At 67.0% G+C, this 24,352-nt stretch carries 18 protein-coding genes; 9 read left to right on the plus strand and 9 right to left on the minus strand.

Annotated features, from left to right (window positions below; all coding sequences use genetic code 11):
* Positions 1 to 5: 5 nt before the first annotated feature.
* Positions 6 to 863 (minus strand): SDR family NAD(P)-dependent oxidoreductase, encoded by an 858-nt coding sequence (locus TX79_RS06010; protein ID WP_049926395.1) that lies wholly within the window; start codon positions 861 to 863, stop codon positions 6 to 8.
* 227 nt (positions 864 to 1,090) lie between these two features.
* On the opposite strand from TX79_RS06010, the gene TX79_RS06015 reads away from it, so the two are divergent.
* Positions 1,091 to 1,813: a helix-turn-helix domain-containing protein gene (locus tag TX79_RS06015; protein ID WP_049926397.1), complete on the plus strand. Its 723-nt coding sequence runs from the start codon at positions 1,091 to 1,093 to the stop codon at positions 1,811 to 1,813.
* Positions 1,814 to 2,487: 674 nt separating this feature from the next.
* Here the strand turns inward: TX79_RS06015 and TX79_RS06020 are convergent.
* The 5 genes from TX79_RS06020 to TX79_RS06040 form a co-directional block, all read right to left on the minus strand.
* A complete protein-coding gene (locus TX79_RS06020; RefSeq protein WP_230198547.1) occupies positions 2,488 to 3,315 on the minus strand; it encodes an ABC transporter ATP-binding protein in 828 nt (275 codons plus the stop codon).
* Positions 3,312 to 4,094 carry an ABC transporter ATP-binding protein gene (locus tag TX79_RS06025; protein WP_049926399.1) on the minus strand — a complete coding sequence of 261 codons (783 nt, stop codon included), beginning with the start codon at positions 4,092 to 4,094 and terminating at the stop codon, positions 3,312 to 3,314. Before TX79_RS06025 ends, TX79_RS06020 begins: the two co-directional genes overlap by 4 nt.
* Position 4,095: 1 nt before the next feature.
* A complete protein-coding gene (locus TX79_RS06030) occupies positions 4,096 to 5,238 on the minus strand; it encodes a branched-chain amino acid ABC transporter permease (protein ID WP_049926400.1) in 1,143 nt (380 codons plus the stop codon).
* Positions 5,235 to 6,221, minus strand: a complete 987-nt coding sequence (locus TX79_RS06035) for a branched-chain amino acid ABC transporter permease (protein WP_081655496.1) — start codon at positions 6,219 to 6,221, stop codon at positions 5,235 to 5,237. Before TX79_RS06035 ends, TX79_RS06030 begins: the two co-directional genes overlap by 4 nt.
* Positions 6,222 to 6,313: 92 nt before the next feature.
* Complete coding sequence (locus TX79_RS06040) at positions 6,314 to 7,639, minus strand: substrate-binding domain-containing protein (protein ID WP_049926402.1); 1,326 nt, start codon at positions 7,637 to 7,639, stop codon at positions 6,314 to 6,316.
* 334 nt (positions 7,640 to 7,973) lie between these two features.
* Here TX79_RS06040 and TX79_RS06045 point away from each other — a divergent pair, with 334 nt between their 5' ends.
* The 4 genes from TX79_RS06045 (at position 7,974) to TX79_RS06060 (ending at position 14,689) form a co-directional block, all read left to right on the plus strand.
* Entirely contained in the window at positions 7,974 to 8,273 is a 300-nt protein-coding gene (locus tag TX79_RS06045) for a DUF7518 family protein (protein ID WP_049926403.1), read from the plus strand.
* A gap of 97 nt (positions 8,274 to 8,370) precedes the next feature.
* The gene (gene smc, locus TX79_RS06050; protein WP_049926404.1) at positions 8,371 to 11,958 is read left to right on the plus strand and encodes a chromosome segregation protein SMC; all 3,588 of its coding nucleotides are present in this window, start codon (positions 8,371 to 8,373) and stop codon (positions 11,956 to 11,958) included.
* The gene (locus tag TX79_RS06055; protein WP_081655498.1) at positions 11,951 to 13,225 is read left to right on the plus strand and encodes a segregation/condensation protein A; all 1,275 of its coding nucleotides are present in this window, start codon (positions 11,951 to 11,953) and stop codon (positions 13,223 to 13,225) included. Before smc ends, TX79_RS06055 begins: the two co-directional genes overlap by 8 nt.
* 144 nt (positions 13,226 to 13,369) lie before the next feature.
* Positions 13,370 to 14,689: a methyl-accepting chemotaxis protein gene (locus TX79_RS06060; protein ID WP_049926405.1), complete on the plus strand. Its 1,320-nt coding sequence runs from the start codon at positions 13,370 to 13,372 to the stop codon at positions 14,687 to 14,689.
* 21 nt (positions 14,690 to 14,710) lie between these two features.
* Here TX79_RS06060 and TX79_RS06065 read toward each other — a convergent pair whose 3' ends face one another.
* Positions 14,711 to 15,778: a hypothetical protein gene (locus tag TX79_RS06065; protein ID WP_049926406.1), complete on the minus strand. Its 1,068-nt coding sequence runs from the start codon at positions 15,776 to 15,778 to the stop codon at positions 14,711 to 14,713.
* 200 nt (positions 15,779 to 15,978) lie between these two features.
* A complete protein-coding gene (gene mtnP / locus TX79_RS06070) occupies positions 15,979 to 16,839 on the minus strand; it encodes an S-methyl-5'-thioadenosine phosphorylase (protein WP_049926408.1) in 861 nt (286 codons plus the stop codon).
* A gap of 123 nt (positions 16,840 to 16,962) precedes the next feature.
* Between mtnP and TX79_RS06075 the strand changes: the two genes are divergently transcribed.
* On the plus strand, positions 16,963 to 18,399 hold the full coding sequence (locus TX79_RS06075; protein WP_049926410.1) for an MATE family efflux transporter: 1,437 nt from the start codon (positions 16,963 to 16,965) through the stop codon (positions 18,397 to 18,399).
* A gap of 57 nt (positions 18,400 to 18,456) precedes the next feature.
* Positions 18,457 to 20,922 (plus strand): heavy metal translocating P-type ATPase, encoded by a 2,466-nt coding sequence (locus TX79_RS06080; protein WP_049926411.1) that lies wholly within the window; start codon positions 18,457 to 18,459, stop codon positions 20,920 to 20,922.
* Between the two features lie 58 nt (positions 20,923 to 20,980).
* Here TX79_RS06080 and TX79_RS06085 read toward each other — a convergent pair whose 3' ends face one another.
* On the minus strand, positions 20,981 to 21,679 hold the full coding sequence (locus tag TX79_RS06085) for a phosphoribosyltransferase (RefSeq protein WP_049926413.1): 699 nt from the start codon (positions 21,677 to 21,679) through the stop codon (positions 20,981 to 20,983).
* A gap of 214 nt (positions 21,680 to 21,893) precedes the next feature.
* Between TX79_RS06085 and TX79_RS06090 the strand changes: the two genes are divergently transcribed.
* Positions 21,894 to 22,715 carry an undecaprenyl-diphosphate phosphatase gene (locus TX79_RS06090; RefSeq protein WP_049926415.1) on the plus strand — a complete coding sequence of 274 codons (822 nt, stop codon included), beginning with the start codon at positions 21,894 to 21,896 and terminating at the stop codon, positions 22,713 to 22,715.
* 96 nt (positions 22,716 to 22,811) lie between these two features.
* A complete protein-coding gene (gene thiC / locus TX79_RS06095) occupies positions 22,812 to 24,248 on the plus strand; it encodes a phosphomethylpyrimidine synthase ThiC (protein WP_049926416.1) in 1,437 nt (478 codons plus the stop codon).
* Positions 24,249 to 24,352: the final 104 nt, after the last annotated feature.

The following is a 24,352-nucleotide window of genomic DNA, read 5'->3' on the forward strand; positions in this document are numbered from 1 at the left end:
TACACCTATTCGTACGTAAGGGTCATACCCCCATCAAACAACAGGTCGCCGCCGTCGAGGTGGCGACCCAGGTCCGAGAAGCCGAGCAGGAACAGGTTGGCGACGTCGACCGGTTCCATCATCTCCTTGACGCGGGACTGGCCGAGCATCACGTCCTGAATCACCTCCTCGACCGAGATGCCGCGCTGTTCGGCGGTGTCCTCGAGCTGGTTCGTCACCAGCGGCGTCTTCACGTAGCCGGTGCTGATCGAGAACGAGCGAATCTCGCCGTCACCCTCGGCGGCGATAGACTGGGTGAGCCCGCGCAGGCCGAACTTCGAGACGTTGTAGGCGACCTTGTCGCTGGTGACGTAGTGGCCGTGGACCGACGCCATGTTGCCGACACAGCCGCGACCGTCCTCGGTCTCCCGGAAGTGGGGGATACAGCGCTTCGAGAGGTACAGCGGCGCGCGGAGCATGATCCGGTGCATCCGGTCGTAGGCCGCCATCGGGAACTCCTCGATCGAGTCGATGTGCTGGATGCCGGCGACGTTCGCGAGATACTTGACGTCCCCCAGATCGGCGGCGCGGTCGACGATCCGCTCGATGTCGTCGTCGACCGTCAGATCGCCGCCGATCGGTTCGATCGTCCCCTCGAGGTCCAGTTCCGTACCGCGCGCGCTGGTCTCCTCGAGGCCCTCCTCGTCGACATCCGTGGCGGCGACCGTGAGCCCGTTTCCGGCGGCGACGAGGGCGGTCGCACGCCCGATGCCGGAGCCCGCGCCGGTCACGAGACAGACGTTTCGATCGGTGAACGAGTCGTCGTCGATGCGGTGGATGTCGTCCTGCGATACGGACGGCGGCGTGACCTGATCCTGCGCCATATGTAGTGGAACGTGAACTCGTATCACGCTAAACGCGGCCGTTAACATATCAACGCCGTCCCCCGCGAGGCGACGCGGCCCCGAACCACCGCCGTTCCCTCCTGACGGCCTCCCCCGACCAACACCGTCGGCATCCGTCAGTCCGCGACACCGTCCTTCGCTCCGACCCGTTTCCCACAAATTAATTGGACAAGTATTAAGCCCTTGTATGGTAATCTCCCACAACCATGATCGATCTCGATATCGACATGCGGCAGTACGACTGCCCGTTCATCGACACGACGGACGACGTCGATATCGTCTTCTCGGCGGTGCAATGGCAACTCGACACGGGCGACGAACAACTCGAGACGCGCCTGATCGCCAGGGGGGAGTCGACGGGGGCGCTCGAGGACGGCCTCCGGACGCTCCGGGACCACCCGAACATGAACGAGTGTTACATCCTCACGAAACGGGAGAACGTCGCCGAGATCGGGACGACGATCGAGCAGACGAACGCGATGGAGACGATCCAGCGCAACGGCGGCTACATCACCGGCCCCTTCCGCATCGAGAAGGGGCGCGAGCGCTGGCACGTCGGCTTCGACGACGACGAGGACGAGGACCACGCGCTGGCCGACCTCGAGCGCCACAACGACTACCACGTCGAGGACCGCGACCAGTTCGGCGCGACGACGCTGTTCGACCTGCTCGAGAACTCCGACAGCGCGATGACCCTGCTCGAGGGCTGTCGCTCCCTGACCGAGACCGAGCGCGAGACGTTCGAGGTCGCCGCCCAGCGGGGCTACTACGAGACGCCCCGCGACACGACGCTCGAGGACCTCGCCGCCCACTTCGACGTCTCGAAGACCGCCGTCTCCATGAACCTCCGGCGCAGCGAGCGCAAGCTCCTCCAGGGCGCGCTCACCGCGCTCGAGGAGCTGGACAACCGGGAACCGCTCGAGAACTGAGTTCGTCGATCGAAACCGCCAGTCGTCGGTTCCGCTCCGTTCATCGCACGATTTCGGGTGAGGATGTATCGCGGATGGAAACGGAACGATCGAGGAGCGACCGTTGGCAACTGGATCGAGAATACATTGAAAGCCCCCGGCCGTCTCGAGTCGGGGGACTCGCTGCGCGCCTCGGTCTCCGACCTGCGGTGCTTGCGTCGCCCGCCTTCCTCGAGACGGCCGGCCCCTTTCAGTCCCACCCGAGCCCTCTTCCTCCCCAACCGGCTCGCTCACTTCGTTCGCTCGCCCCTCGCGAGTAAGCGAGACGTTCTCGCATCTGCTCGAACATCTCGCCAGCGCGCCAGATGGCCGGGAGCACGCCTCCGCGCCTACTGCATGGAGGCGTGCGACCCGGGGAAGGGCAGGGTGCGGTCCCTGGTGGACTGAAAGGGCGAGCCGCTGTGGCGTTTCATATAGTCGCCTCAGCGACCCCTATCCGCGCAAGCGCGGATATGTCGCTGAGCGACCGCCACAGCGGCGAGGGCTTTCGAGGTGTTCGACGTTCGAGTTCCCGCTGCTCACGAAAATCGCATCACCGTCTCGATCGAGAGGTGATCAATCCCCACCCGAAATCGTGCACGATAACGACGGCGTACCGAGGAGGCGACGAGCCGTACCCCGACCGCGTCGAAACGCTACTCCCCGCCGCCCTGCATGAGCAGCTGGATCTCCTCGTCCTCGGCGAGCACCTCGGGGTCGCCGCTGTCGACGATCTCGCCGCGCTCGATCACGTACATCCGGTCGACGATCTCGGGCACGTGGCTCGCGTTCGACTCCGCGACCAGCACCGAGATGTCCCGGTCGATGATCTCCCGGAGGTACGTCTTGAGGTTCTCGACGACGACCGGGGCCAGCCCCTCGAGCGGTTCGTCGAGGATGAGCAGGTCCGGCTTGAGCGCCAGCGCGCGGCCGATGGCGGTCATCTTGCCCTGGCCGCCGCTCAGGTTCTGGACCTCGGCGTCGCGGCGGTCCTCGAGTTCCGTGAACAGGTCGAAGACGTCCTCGACGACGGCGTCCTCGTTTCTGATCCCGCGGGCGTCGCCGGCGGTCCAGATGGGGAGGCGGACGTTCTCCTCGACGGTCATCCCCGTGAACAGGTCGCGGTTCTCGGGCTGGTAGCCGATGCCGCGTTTGGGGATCAGTTCCGGCCGCAGGTCGAGCAGTTCCTCGCCCTTGAACCGGATCGAGCCGCTCGCGACGGGCGTCAACCCCATGATCGAGCGGAACGTCGAGGTCTTGCCGGCCCCGTTGCGACCGACCAGGGCGACGGCCTCGCCGTGACCGACCTCGAGGTCGAGGCCGTGGGTGACCTCGAACCCCTCGACCAGCGCCGAGAGGTTCCCGACCTCGAGCAGCGGTTCGGCGTCCGACCCGGCGGGGGTCGCCGCGTCGGCACCGGCACCTGCGTTGGCGGTAGCCTCTCCGTCGTCCCCGCTGTGGGGGCCGCGCTCGTCGGCGCTCATTCGTCCACCCCCAGCAGGACCCGCCGGAGTTCCGAATCGGTCTCGAGCAGCGAGGGATCGCCCTCGCGGAAGACCCGACCCTCGTGGAGGACGACGAGCCGATCCGCGTACTCCTTGACGAGGTCCATGTCGTGTTCGATCGTCACCGTGGTCACGTCGTCGGCCTCGCTGGCCTCGACGATGGTCTCGATGACGTACTCCTTCTCCCGGGTGGCGACGCCCGAGGTGGGTTCGTCTAACAGCAGGTAGTTCGGATCCAGCCCGAACGACATCGCCACGTCGAGCAGCTTTCGGTCGCCGTGGGGCAGCGTCTCGGCGACCTCGTGCTGGATATCGGCGAGCCGGAACCGCTCGAGGAGGTCGTCGACCGTCTCCTCGACCGCCTCGTGGCCGTCGTCGACCGTCCGCATGCTCAGGGTCTTCCCGTACCGCGAGAGGACCGCGACCCGGACGTTCTCCCGGACGGTCATCTCCTCGAAGACGTGGACGATCTGGAAGCTCCGGACCAGGCCGGAGCGGACCCGTTCCGCGGGCGGGACGTTCGTGATCTCGCGCTCGACGCGCTCGCCGTTCCCGCCCGCCACTTTCTCGTGGACGACGACCTCGCCCCGGTCGGGTTCCAGCAGGCCGGTCAGCAGGTTGACCAGCGTGGTCTTGCCGGCCCCGTTGGGGCCGACGATGAAGACCATCTCGCCTTCGGTCTCCCCGAACCGGACGGAGACGTCGTCGGTCGCGCGCAGTTCGCCGAACTCCTTGCGTAACTCGCGTGCTTCGAGCATCTCAGTTCACCCCGAAGATGATGATTCGAACCGTCGTGATCGCGCGGGTGAGACCGTTCCTGATCGACCGGACGACCCGTGCGAGGTCCTCCCGGACGAGACCGGGATCGCGCGTTCGGCGCTCGAGGCCGCTGCCGAGCATCGGCAGCGAGCCGAGGATCCCCTGTGGGAGGAAGAAGACGACGACCAGCAGAACGAGCCCGGTCAGCGCGTGGTAGTACTCCACGGAGAACCGGGCCAGTCGCAGCAGGTAGACGAGGACTATTCCGCCGACGATCGGCCCGGCGAGCGTGTTGAGACCGCCGAGGATCGCCATGAACAGGATCTCGCCGGAGACGAAGACGTACAACACCGGCTCCGGCCGGACGTGCAGTTGGACCATCCCGAACAGGCCGCCGGCCAGGCCGCCGTAGAGCCCCGAGAGCGTGAACGCGATCCAGACGTACTTCTCGACGGGGATGCCGACGAACCGCGCCCGCGTGCGGTTCTGCCCGATGGCGTCGAGCGCCCGGCCGAACGGCGAGTTGATCAGATTCCAGGTGGCGAGCAGGGCGATCACCAGAAGGACGATGGTGAGGTAGTACAGCAGGAGGTCGTACGCGGTCGTCCCCAGCGTGAGGCCGAACAGGTCCGGCGGGTTCAGCCCGTCCGGGCGGACGCGAAGCCCGTCGCTGTAGTTGAAGAACTCGCTCTGGATGACGAACGCGAACAGGACCTGGTTGAACGCCAGCGTCAGCAACGCGAAGTAGATGTCGAGATAGCCCGCCACCAGGTAGCCGACCAGCAGCGCCAGCAGCGCCCCGACGGCGACCGCCGCCGCGAGCAACAGGAGGCCGCTCGAGACGTCGTAGTGGGAGGCCAGCACGGCGGCGGTGTAGGCCCCGGCACCGAAGAACGCGGCGTGGCCGAAGGAGACGAGTTCGGTGTGCCGGAGCAGGAGATTCAGCCCGAGCGCGGCGATGCCGAACAGGATCCCCTGGTGGAAGACCGCGAACGACAACGGCGTGAGACGAGCGATGTCGGGGACGGCAAGGAGGAACGCGATTCCCAGCACCGCCAGGAGCGCCTGACTCCTGGTGAGTTCCATGCCGGCAGCCAACCGCAGGTGGGTCTCGCCGTCGCGGTCGACGAGGAACCGACTCATTCGATCTCACCCCACGTGCCGTACAGTCCCTCGGGTCTGACCAGCAGGATGGCCACCATCAGGAGAAACGGCGCTGCCAGCTCGAGTTGCGGGTAGTACGGCGTCACGACCCGGCTGGTGACGCCGACCAGCAACGCGCCGACGAGCGCACCCTTCAGGCTGCCGAGGCCGCCGATGACGATCACGACGAACGACAGCACCAGCGGGTCCAGGCCCATCTCGAGGTAGGCCGTGCGCGGCCCGACGTTGGCCATCGCGCCGCCGAAGCCGGCGAAGAACGCGCCCATCGCGAACACGAGCGTGAACACGCGGTCGGTGCTGACGCCGATCGCGGTCGACATCTCCCGGTTGATCGCCGTCGCGCGGACGATACGGCCGGTCTTCGTCCGGTCGAAGAACCAGAGCAGCCAGGCGAAGACGGCCAGCCCGACCAGGATGACGATGACGTTGTACGACGGGTAGCTGACGCCGACGAGTTCCGTCGTCGGAATGGCGTTGAGGTGCCGGAAGACACCCGGATCGACCGGCGACGGTCCCCAGACGAACTTCATCACGTCGACCAGCACGAGCAACAGCCCGTAGGTCAACAGTAACTGGTAGACCTCGTCGCGGTCGTAGATCGGCCTGACGAACACCGCCTCGATGGCCCCGCCAACCGGTAGCAACACCGCGGCGGCGGCAAGCGCGCCCGCGAGGACGACGATCCCGAAGATCACCGTCGTCACCGTGTCCGTCGGTCTCGCGATCAGACCGGTCAGGAAGCCGACGACGCTGAACACGGCAAATGCGCCCAGTGCGTACAGTTCGCCGTGCGCGAGGTTGAGCACGCCCAGGACGCCGAAGATGATCGTCAGCCCGGAGGCGATCATGAAGAGGATGAATCCGTAGTAGACGCCGTTGAGCGCGTGGCGGACGAGCGCCCCGTCGACGAGGGCGGGCGCTACCGAGTCGAGCGCCGTGACGGCGGCGAGCGACCCGAACATGGCTATCGCCTCCGCGTGCCGGCCGCGTCGATCCGTCCGTCATCCGGTGGAAGTCGTAGTGTCATGGATACGTGACAGGATACTCGCGTCGGTCACCAGCCGCCGATCCAGTCCCGCGAGGTTTCACCCGGCGGCGGCGACACGTCTTCCGGCGGGAACACCGCGACGTCCTCGAGGATCGCGGCGTCGTACTCGTCCGACCAGGCCAGTTCGCCGAAGTGGGCGTTCGAGTAACACTGGTGGTCCGACGCCATGGTGTGATAGCCCGCGGGCGTGAAGAACCCGTGATTCTCCAGCACCGTCGCGAGTTCGTCCTGTTCGGGCCACCGGCCCAGCAGGTCGACGGCCGTCTCGGCGGCCGTCGCCCACGCCGTGACGGCCCCGTAACCGCTCATGAAGTGGGCCGTTGGGACGACCCCGTACTCCGACTGGACCTCCTCGAGCAGGTCCGCGGCGGGAGCCCACTGGTCGGTGTCGGGCTGGTCCCAGTAGAAGTTCCGCGATCCCGAGTAGATCGGCCCGTCGACGAGGTCCTCGCTCATGTCGTTGGCCGACCCGTACAGGACGGGACCGACCAGCAGTTCGACGTTGTCGAACAGGTCGTTGGCCTGTCCCTGCTCGAGTAACAGCGTCGCGTCGCCGCCCCAGGCGCTCGAGAACAGCACGTCGGGCTCCTCGCTGTTGACCTCGGTGATATGCGAGGACATGTCGTCGGCTTCCAGATCCGGAAAGCCGCTGTACAACTCCTCGGCCCCCGTGAGCTGTTCGATCCCCAGCGAGAAGAGATCCATCTCGTCCTGCCCGAACGCGTAGTTGGGGTTAATCCCGGCGTAGGTCTCGATCCCGTCGGCACCGAGGACCTCGACCGCCTGGTTGACCGCCGCGAGCGCCTCCATCACGTCGTGGTTCTGGAACCGGAACGAGTAGGTGACGTCCGTGAAGTCCTCCTCGTACAGCGTCGTCACCGTCCCGTCGGTCGCCACGTTGATGACGCCCTGGTCCTCGATCTCGGGAACCATCTCCTCGTGCCCGCCGCTCGAGATCGGCCCGAACGTGACGTCTTTCCCCTGCTCGACGAACTGCCGGTAGTTGTCGAGGTGTTCGTCCCCCTCGTTGATGACGTCGAGTTCGATCTGCCGCCCGGCGACGCCGCCGTTCTCGTTGATGCGCCGGACCGCCGTCTCGGCCCCGTACTCGGCCTGAATCCCCAGTACCGACGCGGCACCCTCGGTGAACGTCTGCAAGCCGGCCTCGATCGGCTCGTCCGGGACGTCACCCTCGGTCGTCCCGTCCTCCTCGTCTTCCAGCAGTTCCGCACAGCCGGCCAGCGCGACCGCGACGGCCGAGCCGCCGACTAGCTTCAACATCGTTCGTCTGTCCATACCCTCGTCCGACCCTGCGGTTGGAACGGCCCTCATAGTGTATCTCACCGTGCTGGATGGTGCCTATTGACGTGGTCCGTAACTCACCAAGTAAACTGATGTAGATATGTTAACCCATTCGCAGAACTTTACCAATTTCTGGAAGAAATAACAGACGTAATTGTTGTTGTGTTGGTTCATTGGAGAGGACTAGTCGAACCGTGGTGGTGTATTGGAGAAGGAGGTCGAACCTCGACTCGAGGCCGGAGAACAGGTAGCGGCGTCCGTGCAGTCGCCGCACGCGATCGCGTCACTCTCGCCGCCCAGACGTACCAATTCGACTAGCTGTGTCTGACGTACGTTTATGTGGCACGGACTGTCCCTAGAGCATATGTCGAACAACCGCGTCGAGCAACTCGAATCGACGGTTGCGGAACTCGAGTCGACGGTAGAGGGGCTGACGGACGAACTCATCGAAGCCAAAGAGCGGATTCGCGTTCTCGAGGCCGAACTCGACGCCGAGACGCCGACGCGCGTTCCCGATCGGCGTAACGAAAGCGAAGAGGAGGAACGGGCGGAGGCCGACCCCGACGAGGTCGCCGAGGCCGCCGAGGCCGCGACCGACGTCGACGGCGAGAGTACCGGCGACGAAGCGGAAGACTCAGTAGGCGACGACATCATCGTCGCGTAAGGAGACGGCGGAACGCCCCCCACCGGGTCCGGTCGCCGGACCCGGCCCGACGTCAGCCCGTTGCCGTCCGCCGGACTACGGAGGACTCGAGGCGAGAATGTACATCAAGGCAGTCGTTCTGGACAACTTCAAGAGCTTCGGACGGAAGACGAGGATTCCGTTCTACGAGGATTTCACCGTCATCACCGGCCCCAACGGCTCGGGCAAGTCGAACATCATCGACGCCGTGCTGTTCGCGCTGGGGCTGGCCCGGACCCGCGGGATCCGCGCCGAGAAACTGACCGACCTCATCTACAACCCCGGCCACGAGGACGGCTCGAGCAGCGCCGGTCCTCGCGAGGCGACCGTCGAGGTCGTCCTCGACAACAGCGACGACACGCTCGATCGGACGCAGGTCGTCAACGCCGCCGGCAGCGAGGACGTCGGCGACGTCGACGAGATCCGCATCCGCCGCCGCGTCAAGGAGACCGAAGACAACTACTACTCCTACTACTACCTCAACGACCGCTCGGTCAACCTCTCGGACATCCAGGACCTGCTCGCCCAGGCCGGGGTCACGCCCGAGGGGTACAACGTCGTCATGCAGGGCGACGTCACCGAGATCATCAACATGACGCCCCACGCCCGGCGGGAGATCATCGACGAGATCGCCGGCGTGGCGGAGTTCGACGCGAAGAAGGAGGACGCCTTCGAGGAACTGGAAACCGTCGAGGAACGGATCGACGAAGCGACGCTGCGCATCGAGGAGAAACGCGACCGCCTCGAACAACTGGAAGACGAGCGCCGAACCGCCCTCCGATATCGCCGCCTGCGCGACGAGAAGGAGGAGTACGAGGGCTACAAGAAGGCCAGCGAACTCGAGGAGAAGCGCGAGGAACTCGCAGCCGCCGAGGAGACGGTCGACGAACTCGCCGCCGAACTCGAGGACCTCCAGCGCGAACTCGACGAACGGCAGGGGAAAGTCGTCCGCCTGCAGGAGGACCTCGAAGATCTGAACGCCGAGATCGAACGCAAGGGCGAGGACGAACAGCTCCGGATCAAAAGCGAGATCGAGGAGCTGAAAGGCGACGTCTCGCGGCTCGAGGACAAGATCGAGGCCAGCGAGGAACAGATCGAGGACGCCGAGGGTACCCGTCGCGAGGCGTTCGTCCAGATCGACCGCAAGCAGGAGGAGATCGAGGAGCTCGAGGACGAGATGCGCGAGCACAAACTCGAGAAGGCCTCGATCAAGACCGAGATCCAGGAACGCGAGCAGGAGCGCGACGAGCTGGAAGCCGAGATCGAAGCCGTCGACACCGAGTTCGACGAGCTGAAGGCCGAACTCGCCGAGCGCAAGGACGACCTCGAGGAAGCCAAGACCGAGAAGAACGACCTCCAGCGCGAGCAGGACCGCCTGCTCGACGAGGCCCGCCGGCGCTCGAACGAGATCAGCGAGAAAGAAAACGCGATCGAGGAGAAGCGCGAGTCGATCCCGGACCTCGAGCAACAGCGGTCGGACCTGGAGCGCGAACTCGAGAAGGCGGAGAAGAACCGCGAGAACATCGCGGGCGTCGTCGACGACCTCAAAAGCGAGAAGCGCCGGATCCAGTCCGACATCGACGAGCTGGACGATAACATCCAGGCGAAACAGCAGGAGTACGCCGAACTCGAGGCCAACGCCGGCGAGAGCGGCGACTCTTCCTTCGGCCGGGCGGTGACGACGATCCTCAACGCGGGGATCGACGGCGTCCACGGCGCGGTCGCGCAACTTGGCAACGTCGCGGGCGAGTACGCCGTCGCCTGTGAGACCGCGGCGGGTGGCCGCCTCGCGAACGTGGTCGTCGACGACGACGTCGTCGGCCAGCAGTGTATCGAGCACCTCAAATCGCGCAACGCGGGCCGGGCGACCTTCCTGCCGCTGACGGACATGAGCCAGCGACGGCTCCCCAACGCGCCGAGCGATCCGGGGGTCGTCGACTTCGCGTACAACCTCGTCGACTTCGATGACGAGTACGCCGGCGTCTTCTCCTACGTCCTCGGCGACACGCTCGTCGTCGAGGACATCGAGACCGCCCGCTCGTATATGGGCGACTATCGGATGGTGACGCTGGATGGCGACCTCGTCGAGAAAAGCGGCGCGATGACCGGCGGCTCCGGCAGCGGCTCGCGGTACTCCTTTACCGGCGGCGGCGAGGGCCAACTCGAGCGCGTCGCCAAACAGATCACCGAGTTACAGGAAGAGCGCGACTCCCTGCGCGAGGATCTGCGGGACGTCGAGCAACGGCTCGACGACGCCCGCGACCGCAAGACCGACGCCGCCGACGAGGTTCGTTCGATCGAGAGCGAGATCGACGGCCTCGAGGACGAACGCGAGTCGATCGAGAGCGAGATCGAGAAGCTCGAGGACGACCTCGAGGAGCTTCGCGAGGAGCGCGAGTCGGTCGACGAACGGATGAACGAGATCTCGAACGAGATCGACGAGAAGACCGCCGAGATCGACGCCATCGAGGCCGACATCGACGACCTCGAGACGGAACTGGCGGACTCGAAGATTCCCGAGTTGACCGAGCAGATCGAGGAACTCGAACGCGAGATCGACGACCGCGAGGACCGGATCGACGAGATCGACGGCAAACTCAACGAACTCGGCCTCCAGAAGGAGTACGCCGAGGACGCCATCGACGACCTCCACGACGACATCGAGGCCGCACAAAATCGCAAGGCCGAACACGAGGAACGGATCGAGGAGTTCGAGGCGACGATCGAGCGGAAGGAAGCCGAACTCGAGGACAAACGCGAGGCCGTCGAGGAACTCGAAGAAGAGCTGGCGGAACTCAAGGAAGAACGCAGCGACCTCAAGGAGGAACTCTCGGAGGCGAGAACGAAACGTGATCGGCAGCAGGATCGGGTCAACGCCGTCGAGAGCAAACTCGAGGACAGGCGCGAGCGCGTGAGCGACCTCGAGTGGGAGATCGAGTCGCTGGAGGCGGAGGTCGGCGACTACGACCCCGAAGACGTGCCCGACCACGACACCGTCCTCGAGATGATCGACCTCCTCGAGAGCGATATGGAGGCGATGGAGCCGGTCAACATGCTCGCGATCGACGAGTACGACGAGGTGCGCGCGGACCTCGAGGAGCTCGAGGAGGGGAAGGCGACCCTCGTCGAGGAGGCCGAGGGGATCCGCGACCGGATCGAGCAGTACGAGACCCAGAAGAAGGAGACGTTCATGGAGGCCTACGAGGCCATCTCCGCGCACTTCACCGAGATCTTCGAACAGCTCTCCGAGGGGACCGGCACCCTCCACCTCGAGGACGAGGACGATCCCTTCGAGGGCGGGCTGACGATGAAGGCCCAGCCGGGCGACAAGCCGATCCAGCGGCTGGACGCGATGTCCGGCGGGGAGAAGTCGCTGACGGCGCTGGCGTTCATCTTCGCGATCCAGCGGCACAACCCCGCGCCCTTTTACGCGCTGGACGAGGTCGACGCCTTCCTCGACGCCGTCAACGCCGAGCGGATCGGCGAGATGGTCGAGGAACTGGCCGACGAAGCCCAGTTCGTCGTCGTCTCCCACCGCTCGGCGATGCTCGACCGGTCCCAGCGGGCCATCGGCGTCACGATGCAACAGGACAACGTCAGCGCCGTCACCGGCATCGACCTGAGCGACGACGGTGCCGACGAAGCGGAGGTGCCAGTGAGTGACTAGAGAGTCCGACGATCCCGAAGCCTGCGATGGCCCGGGCCGTGACGAGTTCTACCGGGAGGTCCGAACCGACGGCGGCGACGACATCCCGTTGAACATCGCCGGTCACGAAGACAGGGAGCCGCCGTCAGGCGGCTCCGATCGATCGAGCGGGGAAGGTACTGACTCGCGAGACAGGGAGCCGCCGTCAGGCGGCTCCGATCGATCGAGCGGGGAAGGTACTGACTCGCGAGACAGGGAGCCGCCGTCAGGCGGCTCCGATCGATCGAGCGGGGAAGGTACTGACTCGCGAGACAGGGAGCCGCCGTCAGGCGGCTCCGATCGATCGAGCGGGGACCTTCCGTCGGATAGCGCCGACCAGTCCGGCGAGGGTGACGACGGAGACGGGACCGTCCTCGAGTTCTCCGACGCCGGCGAGGAGACCGATGCAGGGGGATCCGCCGACGAGGAGGACGACGACGTCGAACCCGTCGAACTCCTCGTCCAGTTGGCCGAGGAGGGCGAGATCGACCCCTGGGACATCGACATCGTCCACGTCACCGACCGGTTCCTCGAGGCGCTGGACGACCGGGACCTGCGGACGTCGGGGCGGGCGCTGTTCTACGCGAGCGTCCTGTTGCGGATGAAAAGCGACGAACTGTTCGCCGCGGACGAACCCGAGGAGGAGGAACTCCCGCCGTGGGAGGCCCCCTTCGCCGACGACGCCGGCGGACCGATGGACGGCGGCGACGGCGAGGGCGGGCACCCGCCGGGCTTCGATCCCGTCGAGAGCCTCGAGGCCGAGATGGAGCGCCGACTCGAGCGCAAGCACGCCCGTGGGAAGCCCGAGACGCTGGACGAACTGGTGCGGGAACTGCGCAGCGCCGAGCGCGATAGCTGGTGGAAGGAATCGCGCAGCTACGACACCAGCGACTCGCCAAGCGGCTACGACCGCGGCGTCCAGGAGTTGAACTACCACGCGGACGACGACTTCCGGGTGGACGACGAACCGACCAGCGACGACGTCACCCACACCACCCACGAGGAGGACATCGAATCGGTCATCGACGACGTCGAGGTCGCCCTCGAGGAACACTACGAGAACGGCCGCGACGAGGTGCTGTACGCCGAAATCGACGACACCGGCGGCTCGCGCGTGATGACCTACCTCGCCTTGCTCTTCCTGGCTCATCGGGGACGGATCGAACTCGAGCAGGACGAACTGTTCGGCGACCTCTGGATCCAGCGGCCGACGCTCGAGGCCGACCCCGAGGAAGCGGTCGCGGACTGAAACGGGGCCGACCGCTGTGACGGTCCGCACCGCGACGCCGGACGGCTACGTGTCTGCTGGAAAATAGGTGTGTGATAACGTAACGATCGATACCTGCCAATTCCTATAAGGCGAGCGGGTGGGATTGGCCAACTCGAACACAGCATGGCGACAGGTACGCAACCGACGCACGATATCGAACCCGAGGCGGACGCCGACGCGGCCGAGTTCTGGCGGCACGCGTTCGTCTCCCTCGTCGAGACGTTTCCCGAGCCGGCGTTTCTCGTCGACGCGTCCGGGCACATCACCGACTGGAACGCGGGCGCGGCGGAACTCACCGGTTACCCTGCCGAGGACGTCGTCGGTCAGCACGCGTACGACGTCTTCGGGACCGAAGGCGAGGACGAGACCCTCGCCGAGGAGGTCCTTCGCACTGGACGGGTCATCCGCGAAGAAGAGATCCGAACCGCAAAAACAGCAGACGGCGGCCAGGCGCACGCGCGAGCGCTCGGCGTGCCGATCACGACGCCGGACGGTGACGTCGTCGGGGCCGTCGAGGTACTGACGCGCGTCACGACGCTCGTCGAACAGCGACAGCGGATTCGCTACCTCCAGGAGCAGATGAGCGACGAGGTGGAGGTCGCCGTCGAGGAACTGCGGGACTCGACCACGAACGTCGCCGAGAACTCACAGGAGATCAGCGAACTCGCCGGGGAACAGTCGGAGAACCTCGCGGAGGTCCAGGAGGAAGTGCCGACGTTCAGCGCGACCGTCGAGGAGATCGCATCCAGCACCGAGGAGGTCAGCGGGCAGAGCGAACAGGCCCGATCCCTCTCCGAGGAGTCGGTGGAGACCGCACAGAGTACGCTCGAGACGATGGACGACGTCGCGGCGGAGGCCGACAGCGTCGCGACGGACGCCACGGAGTTAGCCGAGCGCATCGACGAAATCGACGACATCGTCGAGGTGATCGACGACATCGCCGATCAGACGAACCTGCTGGCGCTCAACGCCAACATCGAGGCGGCCCGCAGCGACGGCTCGAACGACGGTTTCACCGTCGTCGCGAACGAGATCAAGAGCCTCGCCGAACAGTCGAAAGAGCGGGCCGACGAGATCGAACGAATCGTCTCGGAGGTCCGCGAGACGACGCTCGAGACGGTCGACAGCGTGGAGGCGACGAACGAGGAGATCGGCGGCGTCGTCGACGACATCCAGACCGTCGTGGCCAACCAGCGGGAGATCCTCGCCGCGATCGAGGAGACCGACGACGGTATCTCCGAGATCGCCAGTGCGACCGACCAACAGGCCGCGAGCACGGAGGAGATCGCGACGATGGTCGATTTGGTCGCCGAACGCGGCGAGGAAGTCGCGACGTCGGTCCAGGACATCGCCGCCGCGAACGAACAGCAGACGTCGATGGTCGAGAACATCGAGGAGAGCATCGAAACGCTCGAGCGGGACATCGAAGCGGTTCTCGACTGATCTCGGGGTCGTCGGGACAGGTCAGGGCAGGTAGTGCTCGCGGTGGACGATCCGTTCCTCGCCGTCCTGTGCGATCCGGACGACGATCTGGTCGCCCTCGGGGTGGTAGGCGACGGTTCCCCAGGCCCCCGCCCAGCCGTCGGAGAGTTCGATGTAGCCGCCTTCGATCGTGGACTCGGCGCGGACGGCGTCGACCTCGAGCCCGGGGTCGTCCGTGAACACGACGCGGGCCATCTCGACGTCGTCGAACGGGACCGCACCGTTCTCCCCGTCGGCCTCCCCGGGTCGGTCCTCCGGTTCGTACTCCCAGTCGATCTCGGCGACGACGTCCTCGTCTTCGTCGACGATCTCCTCCTCGAAGGCTTCTGTCGGGTCCTCGGGCGTGTCGTCCTCGGTACCCATGAAGAGGATGCGCCACTCGCCGCCCTCGGTGGCGAGCGCCCACGTAGTGATCTCGGGTTCCGTCTCGAAGTCGTAGTCGACGCCGACGTCGTCGTCGCGGTCCTCGAGCGCGTCGGCCTCGGCCTCGAGCCACGCCTCGTCGGCCCGGACGAGCGCGATCCGTGCGTCGCCGAGTTCGGCCTCGAGGTCGACCCCGTGGAACCAGAACTCGGCGTCCTCGAGCGCGAGGACGTCCTCGACGGTGGCGTCGCCGGTCACGACCTCGCCCTCGAACGGGGACGGGGCCTCGCTCTCGCCGCCCTGGTACTCCCAGCCGTCGTCCTCCCACTCGGCCGGGTTCAGGGGGTTCAGGCTGTGCATCACCTCGTCGATTCCGTCCAGGTCGCCCGCCGCCGCGGCCTCGAAGTAGGCGTCGAGGACGGCGAACAGTTCGTTCTCCAGTTCCTCGAGTTCGTCGCCGTCGGCGACGTCGGGGTCATCGGGATCGGCGTCCCCGTCGCTCGTCCCGTCGTCTTCGTCGCCGGGGCTGTTCGCGCCTTCGTTCGCCGACTGCTCGTCGAGACAGCCCGCGATCGCGAGCGTCGCGGCTGTTGCACCGGCGTACAGGACTGAACGGCGCGATCGGGAGGGAGGGGCAGTCGGTCCGTCGTCGCTACCGCGCGGGGGTCGTGTCGGGTGTCGCGGCATATTCGAGGGTCCAACGGAGACCGGCTTTAGTGTTTGCCATCTATCAAATGTACTCTCGAGAGTTCCAGTACTATCGATACCTCCGGTACCGTTCTTACAATCGATAGTTCGAACGATGCCGCTCGAGCGGGACTCAGCGAAGGAGGGTCGAGACGGTCGATAGAACGGAGACTCGCTTGCGGCCGTCGTACTCGAGGAATCTAGTCGAGGTAGTCGCCGGCGATCAGGTCGACGCGCTCGCGGGTCTCCTCGGGGATGGCGTCGGCCGGCGTGTTGATGGTACCCTCGAGCGCGTTCCAGGCCGGACTCTCGAAGTCCTCGGGCATCGTCCGGATGGCGCGTTCGATGACCGCGTTGATCGCCGCCTGGTTCGCTTCGGCGTTCTCGAGAACCTCCTGCAGCGTCACTTCGCTGTCTTCCTTCCAGACGTCGTAGTCGGTGACGCCGGCGACGGTGGCGTAGCTGAGTTCGGCCTCGCGGGCGAGTTTGGCCTCGGGGATGGTCGTCATGCCGACGACGTCCCAGCCCTGGTCGCGGTAGAACTCGCTCTCGGCGCGGGTGGAGTACTGCGGTCCCTCGATGCAGACGTACGTCCCCCCTCTCTCGGTCGTCGTGTCCTCGTCGGTCGCCTCCTCGGCGGCGGTCGCGAGGTGGGAGACCATCGCGGGGCAGTAGGGGTCGGCGAATCCCATGTGGACGACCATCCCGTCGCCGAAGAAGGTGGGCTGGCGGTGTTTCGTGCGGTCGTAGATCTGATCCGGGACGACCAGCGTGCGCGGGGGGAGGTCCTCGCGGAGGCTCCCGACGGCGTTCGTCGAGATGACCCGGTCGACGCCCACCGACTTCAGCGCGTAGATGTTCGCCCGGTAGGAGGCGTCGGTAGGCGTGTGCTGGTGGTCCTCGCCGTGTCGCGGGAGGAACGCGACCTCCTTGCCCGCGAGTTCGCCGATCGTGACGGCCTCGCTCGGCTCGCCGTAGGGCGTCGAGACGTCCGCTTTGCGGGTGTTCTCGAGTGGCAGTGCCTCGTAGATGCCGCTACCGCCGATGACGCCGATGGTCATACGTCGGCGATGGGCGGACGGGAACGTAAACGGTCGGATTTCCGGATCGGCGTCCTCGACGGGGGTGGGCACCGATAGCACATCCCCCGCACGGTAAAGTGGTCGCGGCGGTTCGGTACGGGCATGGCTACCGGGTCGACGCCGGCCGAGAGCGATCTGACCGAGGGATCGCTCCTCCGGCCGATGTTCATGCTGGCGTGGCCGCTGGTCGTCATCCAGTTGCTACAGGTGGCCTACAACGTCGGGGACACCTTCTGGATGGGAGTACTCTCGCCCGACGCCGTCGGGGCGGTGAGCCTCGCCTTCCCGTTGCTGTTCCTGCTGATCGCCATCGGCGGCGGGCTGACGACCGCGGGCGCGATTCTCATCGCCCAGCACACGGGTGCCGGGAGCGACGAGGGTGGCCTGATCGCGGGTCAGACGCTGTCGTTCATCTCGATCGTCGCCGTCGGTCTCGGCATCGTCGGCTACCTCGCGACCGACCCCATGCTCGCTGCCTTGCCGAGCAATCCGGAGACGGACGCGGCGATCATCCCACTGGCTGCGGACTACCTGCGGGTGTTCTTCCTCGGTCTCCCGTTCGTCTTCGGCTTCTACGTGTTCGTCGCGCTCATGCGCGGCTACGGGAGCACGCGCGCGCCGATGCGAGTGATGCTCGTCAGCGTCCTCATCAACCTCGCGATCGACCCGCTGTTCATCTTCGGGGTCGGTCCCCTCCCGAGACTCGAGGTCGCCGGCGCGGCCGTCGCGACGGTCATCTCGCGGGCGGTCGCGACCGCCATCGGCTTCTACCTCCTGTACTACACCGACGTCGGTCCGGACGTCCGGTTCGACCACCTCCGGCCGCGGCTGGAGTACGTCCGCAAGATCACCCGACTGGGCGTGCCGACCGCGCTCGAGCAGTCGATGACGGCGCTGGCGATGGTGGCGATGCTGGCGATGGTCGTGACGTTCCCGTCGGCCGTCGTCTCCGGCTACGGCCTCGGGAACCGGCTCATCTCACTGGCGTTCCTGCCGGCGATGGGGATGGGCCAGGCGATGGACTCCATCGTCGGTCAAAACCTCGGCTCCGACAGGCCGGACCGGGCCGAACGGGCGACCTGGATCGGCGCGGGCGTCGTCGGGGCGATCATGTTCGTCGCCGGCACGGTCGCGTTCCTGTTCCCGGAGCCGTTCGTCTCGGTGTTCCTGCTAGCCGAGGAGGAGGGCCGCGCGGCGACGCTCGCCCACGGGACGACCTTCCTCCGGTTCGCCGCCTGCGCGTTCGTCTTCATGGGCGTCATGCAGGTCGTCCTCGGAGCGTTCCGCGGCGCGGGCAACACGAAGACGGCGCTGGCCTTCGCCGTCCTCGGCCTGTGGGTCGCCCGCGTCCCGGTCACCTACTACCTGCTGTTCGTCGCTGGCTGGGGACCGACCGGCATCTGGACCGGCGTCGTGGTCGGCGACGTCGTCGGCTCGATCGCCGCCGTCGCGTGGTTCACGCGCGGCACCTGGAAGGAGGCCATCGTCGAGGACGACGACGTCCCCGCGGCGAGCGACGGTGAGTCAACCGCGGAGTGAGTCCCCCTCGCGCTCGACGATCCATCCCCCGACCACCGTTATTGTCCTCGAGCACGCATCTCGCCTGTGGAGCGCGATCACGAGCGCGCCGACCGGTGTTCGCTCTGTGGCTCGCCGGTCGTCGATGCCGGCGGGGAGAGCGCCGGCGAGGGCGAAGACTATTGCTCGAGGGGCTGTCGCGACGTCGCGGCGTCGCTCGCGGAGTCCGACTCGGCGGTCTCGCTCGAGGGCTCCGGCTCGCCGGCGGCGTCCGCCGCGAGCGACCGGAGCGAATCGACGGAACGGGACCTCGATCGAACCTATCTCCGGGTCGACGGGATGTACGCCGCGACCTGCGAGTCCTACCTCGAGCGCGTGGCCGAATCGATCGCGGGCGTCGAGGCGGCGTCGGCGAGTTACGTCACCGAATCGGTCCGCGTCGACCACGATCCGGAGGCGGTCACGCCGGCTGACCTCGAGGACGCGCTGAGCACGCTCGGCTACACGGCCTACCGCCGGGACGAGGTCGACGCGAGCGCGGACGACGGGGCGACTCGACGCGCCCGCGAGATGACCGGCCTCCGGAAACGCCGCAGCGAGGACCTGCTCGCGGTGCGGTACGTCGTCGGTATCGTCTTCGGCAGCTTCCTGTTGGTCCCCTTCGTCGCAGTCCTCTATCCCGTCCACCTCTCTGCGTTCTCCGAGTGGGGGGTGCTCGAGTACTACGGCGACGCGTTCTCGAGTATCGACGGCCTGTTCGTCTTCCCCCTCTTCTTCTTCGTGACCGGCGTGGTGCTGTATCTGGCCGGCTTCCCGTTGCTGCGGGGCGCGTACGTCAGTCTTCGGCTCCGGCGACCCAACACCCACCTGCTGGCCGCGCTGACGATCCTCGCCGCCTTCGCCTACGGATCGGTCGCGTTGCTCCAGGGGCGCGTCGACGTCTACTACGACGTGACCATCGTGGTCGCGTCGCTGGTCGTCGCCGCGGTCTTCTACGAGGCGCTAGTCAAGCGCCGGGCGACCGATCGGCTCACCGACCTCACGATCGCGCAGGTCGACGACGCCCGCCGCCTCGAGGACGACGGCACGACGACCACGGTGGCGGTGTCCGACCTCGAGTCCGGCGACCGGGTGCTCGTCCGCGAGGGGGAGCGGATCCCGGTCGACGGCACCCTCGCGGAGGGGGACTGTACCGTCGACGAGGCCGTCGTGACGGGCGAATCGCTCCCGGTGCCGAAGTCCTCGGGCGACGATGTGGTCGGCGGCTCCCTCGTGCGCAGCGACGCCGCCGTCGTCGCCGTCGGCGAGGAGACGACCGGCAGCATCGATCGCCTCACCGAAACGGTCTGGGACGTCCAGAGCGCCGACCACGGCGTCGGCCGCCGGGCGGACGCGCTCGCCGCGACCGCGACGCCGGGCGTCGTCGGAGCCGCGGTCCTCGCCGGACTCGGCCTGTACGCCCTCGGGACCGGCCCGCAGGGGGTCGCGATGGGCGTCCTGCTCTCGATCGTCGTCGCCAGCCCGTGGGGCCTTGCGTTCGCGCCGCCGCTGACCGTCGCCGAGAGCGTCCGCGAGGCCCTCGAGCGGGGCATCGTCGTCTTCGACGAGAGCGTCTTCGAACGCCTGCGGGCGGTCGACACGGTCGTCTTCGACAAGACCGGCACGCTGACGACGGGGACGATGACCGTCGACGAGGCCGACGCGCCCGCGGACCTCCTCGCGGCCGCCGCGGCGCTCGAGGAGCGAGCCTCGCATCCGGCCGCGCGGGCGATCGCCGAGGCGGCAGCCGACGAGGCGACAGCGGCGACCACCGTGGAGGCGTTCCACGGTCACGCGGCCGGCGTGGCGGGCGTCGTCGACGGCGACCGACTCCTCGTGGGCCACCCTGATCTCTTCCGCGAGCAGGGGTGGGACCTGCCGGACGACCTCCTGGAGCGCGTCGCTCGAGCGCGATCCGAGGGGCGGCTTCCGGTCGTCGTCGGCCGGGAGGGCACGGCCGAGGGAATCGTCGTGGTCGGGGACGATCCGCGCCCGAACTGGGAGGCGACCCTGCGCGGTCTCGCCGAAACCGACGTCGAGGTGGTCGTGGTGACGGGCGACGACGCGGCCGCCACGGCGACGTTCGCGGCCCATCCGGCGGTCGACCGGGCGTTCGCGGACGTCCCGCCGGGCGGAAAGACGGCGGCGATCCGCCGTCTCCAGTCGCGAGGGACGGTCGCAATGGTCGGCGACGGGACGAACGACGCGCCGGCGCTCGCGGCGGCCGACCTCGGCATCTCGCTGGGCGGCGGCACCGACCTCGCCTCCGACGCCGCCGACCTCGCGATCCTCGAGAACGACCTCACGGCGGTCGACCGGGCGTTTCGGCTGGCCGACGCCGCCGGGAATCGCGTGCGGCAGAACCTCGCGCTGGCGCTGTCGTACAACGCCATCGCCCTGGCGCTCGCGCTCGCCGGCGTCCTGACCCCGGTGTTCGTCACCGGTGCCATCGCCGTGACCGCCGTACTCGTCGGCGCGAACGCGTGGCGGCCGCTGCTGGAGTGAGTCCGCAGGAATCGACAACGGTGCGTCCGGTACAGCGCGGCCTCGCTTCCGAGCGACGCTACTCCTCGAGCAGCCGCCACTCGCCGGGGCCGCTGGATGCGATGACGTCGCGGCGTTCCATCTCCGAGAGGACCTCGGAGATGCGGTTTGGCTGAGCGATCTCCATCTCGATGCGATCGATGCCGTGGTACGCCGCGAGGAAGTGGCGGATCTCCTCCTGGGTAAACGTCTCCTGGTCGGCCTGCTCCATGACGCCGGAGATGAGGTCGACCATGTCCTCGATGAAGTTCCAGGGGTAGACGATCCAGGTCCACTCCTCGAGGCGCTCGCCGACGTAGTTGGGTTCGAACTCGCTGGTCCCGAGGAGCTGGAGCGTGGCGGTCCGGACCTCGCCGGCGTCGCGGTCGTCGACGTACTCGTAGGCGCGCTCGATCGAACCGCCGGTGTCGGCGATGTCGTCGATGATGAGCACGTCCTTGCCCTCGACGCTGCCCTCGGGCATCGGATACCGGACGGTCGGCTCGCCGCTCTTCTCGGCGGTGCCGACGTAGTGTTCCATCTTCAGGCTCGTCAGGTCGTCCAGCCCGAGGAAGTCACAGAGACACCGACCCGCGAACCAGCCGCCGCGGGCCAGCGCGACGATGACGTCCGGTTCGAACTCGTCGCGGCGGACCTCGTCGCTGACGTCCCGACACAGCCCGTAGATGTACTCCCAGTTCGTGATCGTACAGTCGAAGTCGTCCGGTAAGTCGGACATCTGGTGGCCACCTAGTCGAGTGACGGAGCGCCACTCTCATAAGTGGGTTGAATACGTCCCGACGGGCGATCCACGCGACAGCGGTCGATTCTCGTCCTGAGACTGGTCCGTGTTCGCTGGGTCGTCAGTGGTCCAGCACGTTCCCCCACGTCAGAATCCGTACTGGTCTGTTGGTAGTTTCATACGTCCCCCTGTGATACGTACGGGCGAACGGATGAGGGAGTACATCGTCGCACTCGTCGCGGGCATCGTCCAGGGAATCGTGGAGTGGCTTCCCGTCTCGAGCCAGGGGAACGTGGCCCTCGCGCTGACGGCCCTGGGAACGAGCCCGGACGTCGCGCTCCAACTCGCACTGTTCTTCCAGGTCGGAACGACCCTCTCGGCGGCCACCTACTACCGCGAGGACCTCGCGACTGCGATCGAGACGCTCCCCGAGTGGCGGCCGGACGCCGCCTACACCGGGGACAGCGCCATCACCTCCTATCTCGTCGTGGCCTGTCTGACGACCGGACTGGTCGGGATTCCGCTCTACGTCGTCGCGGTCGACATCGCCGGCCGGGTGTCGGGCGGGGTCTTCATCGCGGCCATCGGCGTCCTCCTCGTACTCACCGGTCTCCTCCAGCAGGCCTCGGGGTCCGAGGCCGCCGAACTGCGCGAACAGCCGACGCTGTTCGACTCCCTGTTCGTCGGTGCCGCCCAGGGCATCGCGATCCTGCCCGGCATCTCGCGATCCGGGATCACGACGAGCGCGCTCCTGTTTCGAAGCTACGAGCCCGCATCGGCGTTTCGCCTCTCCTTCCTGCTCTCGATCCCCGCGAGCCTCGGCGCGGCCGCGCTGACCGTCGCAGGGGCCGGTGGACTTCCCGGCGTCGGCCTCGGGGCCGCGCTCACGGCCCTGGTCGTCAGCGCCGTCGTCGGCTACCTGACGATCGACGCCCTGATGCGGGTCGTCGAGCGCGTCCCCTTCGCGCTCGTCTGTTACGGACTGGGGACGCTCGCTATCGTCGGGGGCGGAGTCGTCGCCCTCGTCGTCTAAATCGGCGGCCTGCCGTGCGTCGTTCGAGCGAGGGGCAATCGCTTCCCGGGGACGACCGGGGAAAGTATATAACTCGATAGTACAACCTAGTTATCGATGGCGAACACCCAGATCGCAGCCGCCCGCGAGGGGACGGTTACCGAGGCAATGGAACGCGTCGCCGAGCGCGAGAACCGCGACCCCGAATTCGTCCGCCAGCAGGTCGCCGACGGCCAGGCCGTCATCCCGGCCAACCGCAACCACGACGCGCTCGACGCGATGATCATCGGCCGCGAGTTCGCGACGAAGGTCAACGCCAACATCGGCAACAGCGAGACGACCAGCGACCTCGAGACGGAACTCGAGAAACTCCACACCGCGGTCCACTACGGCGCTGACACCGTGATGGACCTCGGCACGGGGGAGAACTTGGACGAGATCCGCGAGACCCACATCGAACACTCGCCGGTCCCGATCGGAACGGTGCCGCTGTACGAGGCGCTCAAGCAGGCGGGCAGCCCCGAGGAGATCACCAAAGACCTGCTGCTCGAGGTCATCGAGAAGCAGGCCGAGCAGGGCGTCGACTACATGACGATCCACGCGGGGATCCTCGCCGAGCATCTGCCGCTGACCGACGGCCGGAAGACGGGCATCGTCTCGCGGGGCGGGTCGATCATGGCCTCGTGGATGGAAGCACACGGCGAGCAGAACCCGCTCTTTCAGGTGTACGACGAGATCTGCGAGATCTTCGCCGAACACGACGTCACCTTCAGCCTCGGGGACAGCCTCCGCCCGGGCTGTCTGGCCGACGCCTGTGACGAGGCCCAGTACGCCGAACTCGACACCCTGGGCGAGTTGACGCGTCGCGCCTGGGAGTACGACGTCCAGGTGATGGTCGAAGGTCCCGGGCACGTTCCGATGCACAAGATCGCCGAAAACGTCGAACGCCAGCAGGAAGTCTGCGACGGCGCGCCCTTCTACGTCCTCGGCCCGCTGGTGACGGACATCGCGCCGGGCTACGACCACATCACGAGCGCGATTGGTGCCGCGATGGCCGCGCAAGCGGGGGCGGCGATGCTCTGTTACGTCACACCCAAGGAGCACCTCGGCCTCCCCGACGAGGAGGACGTCCGCGACGGCCTCGCGGCCTACCGGATCGCCGCCCACGCCGGCGACGTCGGGAACGAGCGCCCCGGCGCGCGCGACTGGGACGACGCCCTCTCGGAGGCCCGCTACGACTTCGACTGGCGCGAGCAGTTCCGCCTCGCGCTCGACCCCGACCGCGCACGCGACTACCACGACCAGACGCTGCCCGGGGACAACTACAAGGAAGCGCGCTTCTGCTCGATGTGCGGAGCCGAGTTCTGCTCGATGCGGATCGATCAGGACGCCCGCGCCGAGGGCGAGATGGCAGAACTGGACACGAAGACCGACCTCGAGGCCTCCCCGGCCGCCGAGGTCAATCTGCCGCCGGTCGGAACCCACGACTCGGCCGAGTTGCCCACGCTCGAGGAGTGTGCCGACTATTCGGAGGAAGCGACCAGCGACGACTGAGTCGGTCACCTCGGCCAGCTCGAGCGGGTCGCCCATCGCCCCGATTCGGCTTCGTTACCTGGTTGGCCTTCGGCTCTCCACCGGATCGTGTTCCGGGAACCGAA

The organism is Halopiger goleimassiliensis, from assembly GCF_000455345.1.
Taxonomy (GTDB): domain Archaea; phylum Halobacteriota; class Halobacteria; order Halobacteriales; family Natrialbaceae; genus Halopiger_A; species Halopiger_A goleimassiliensis.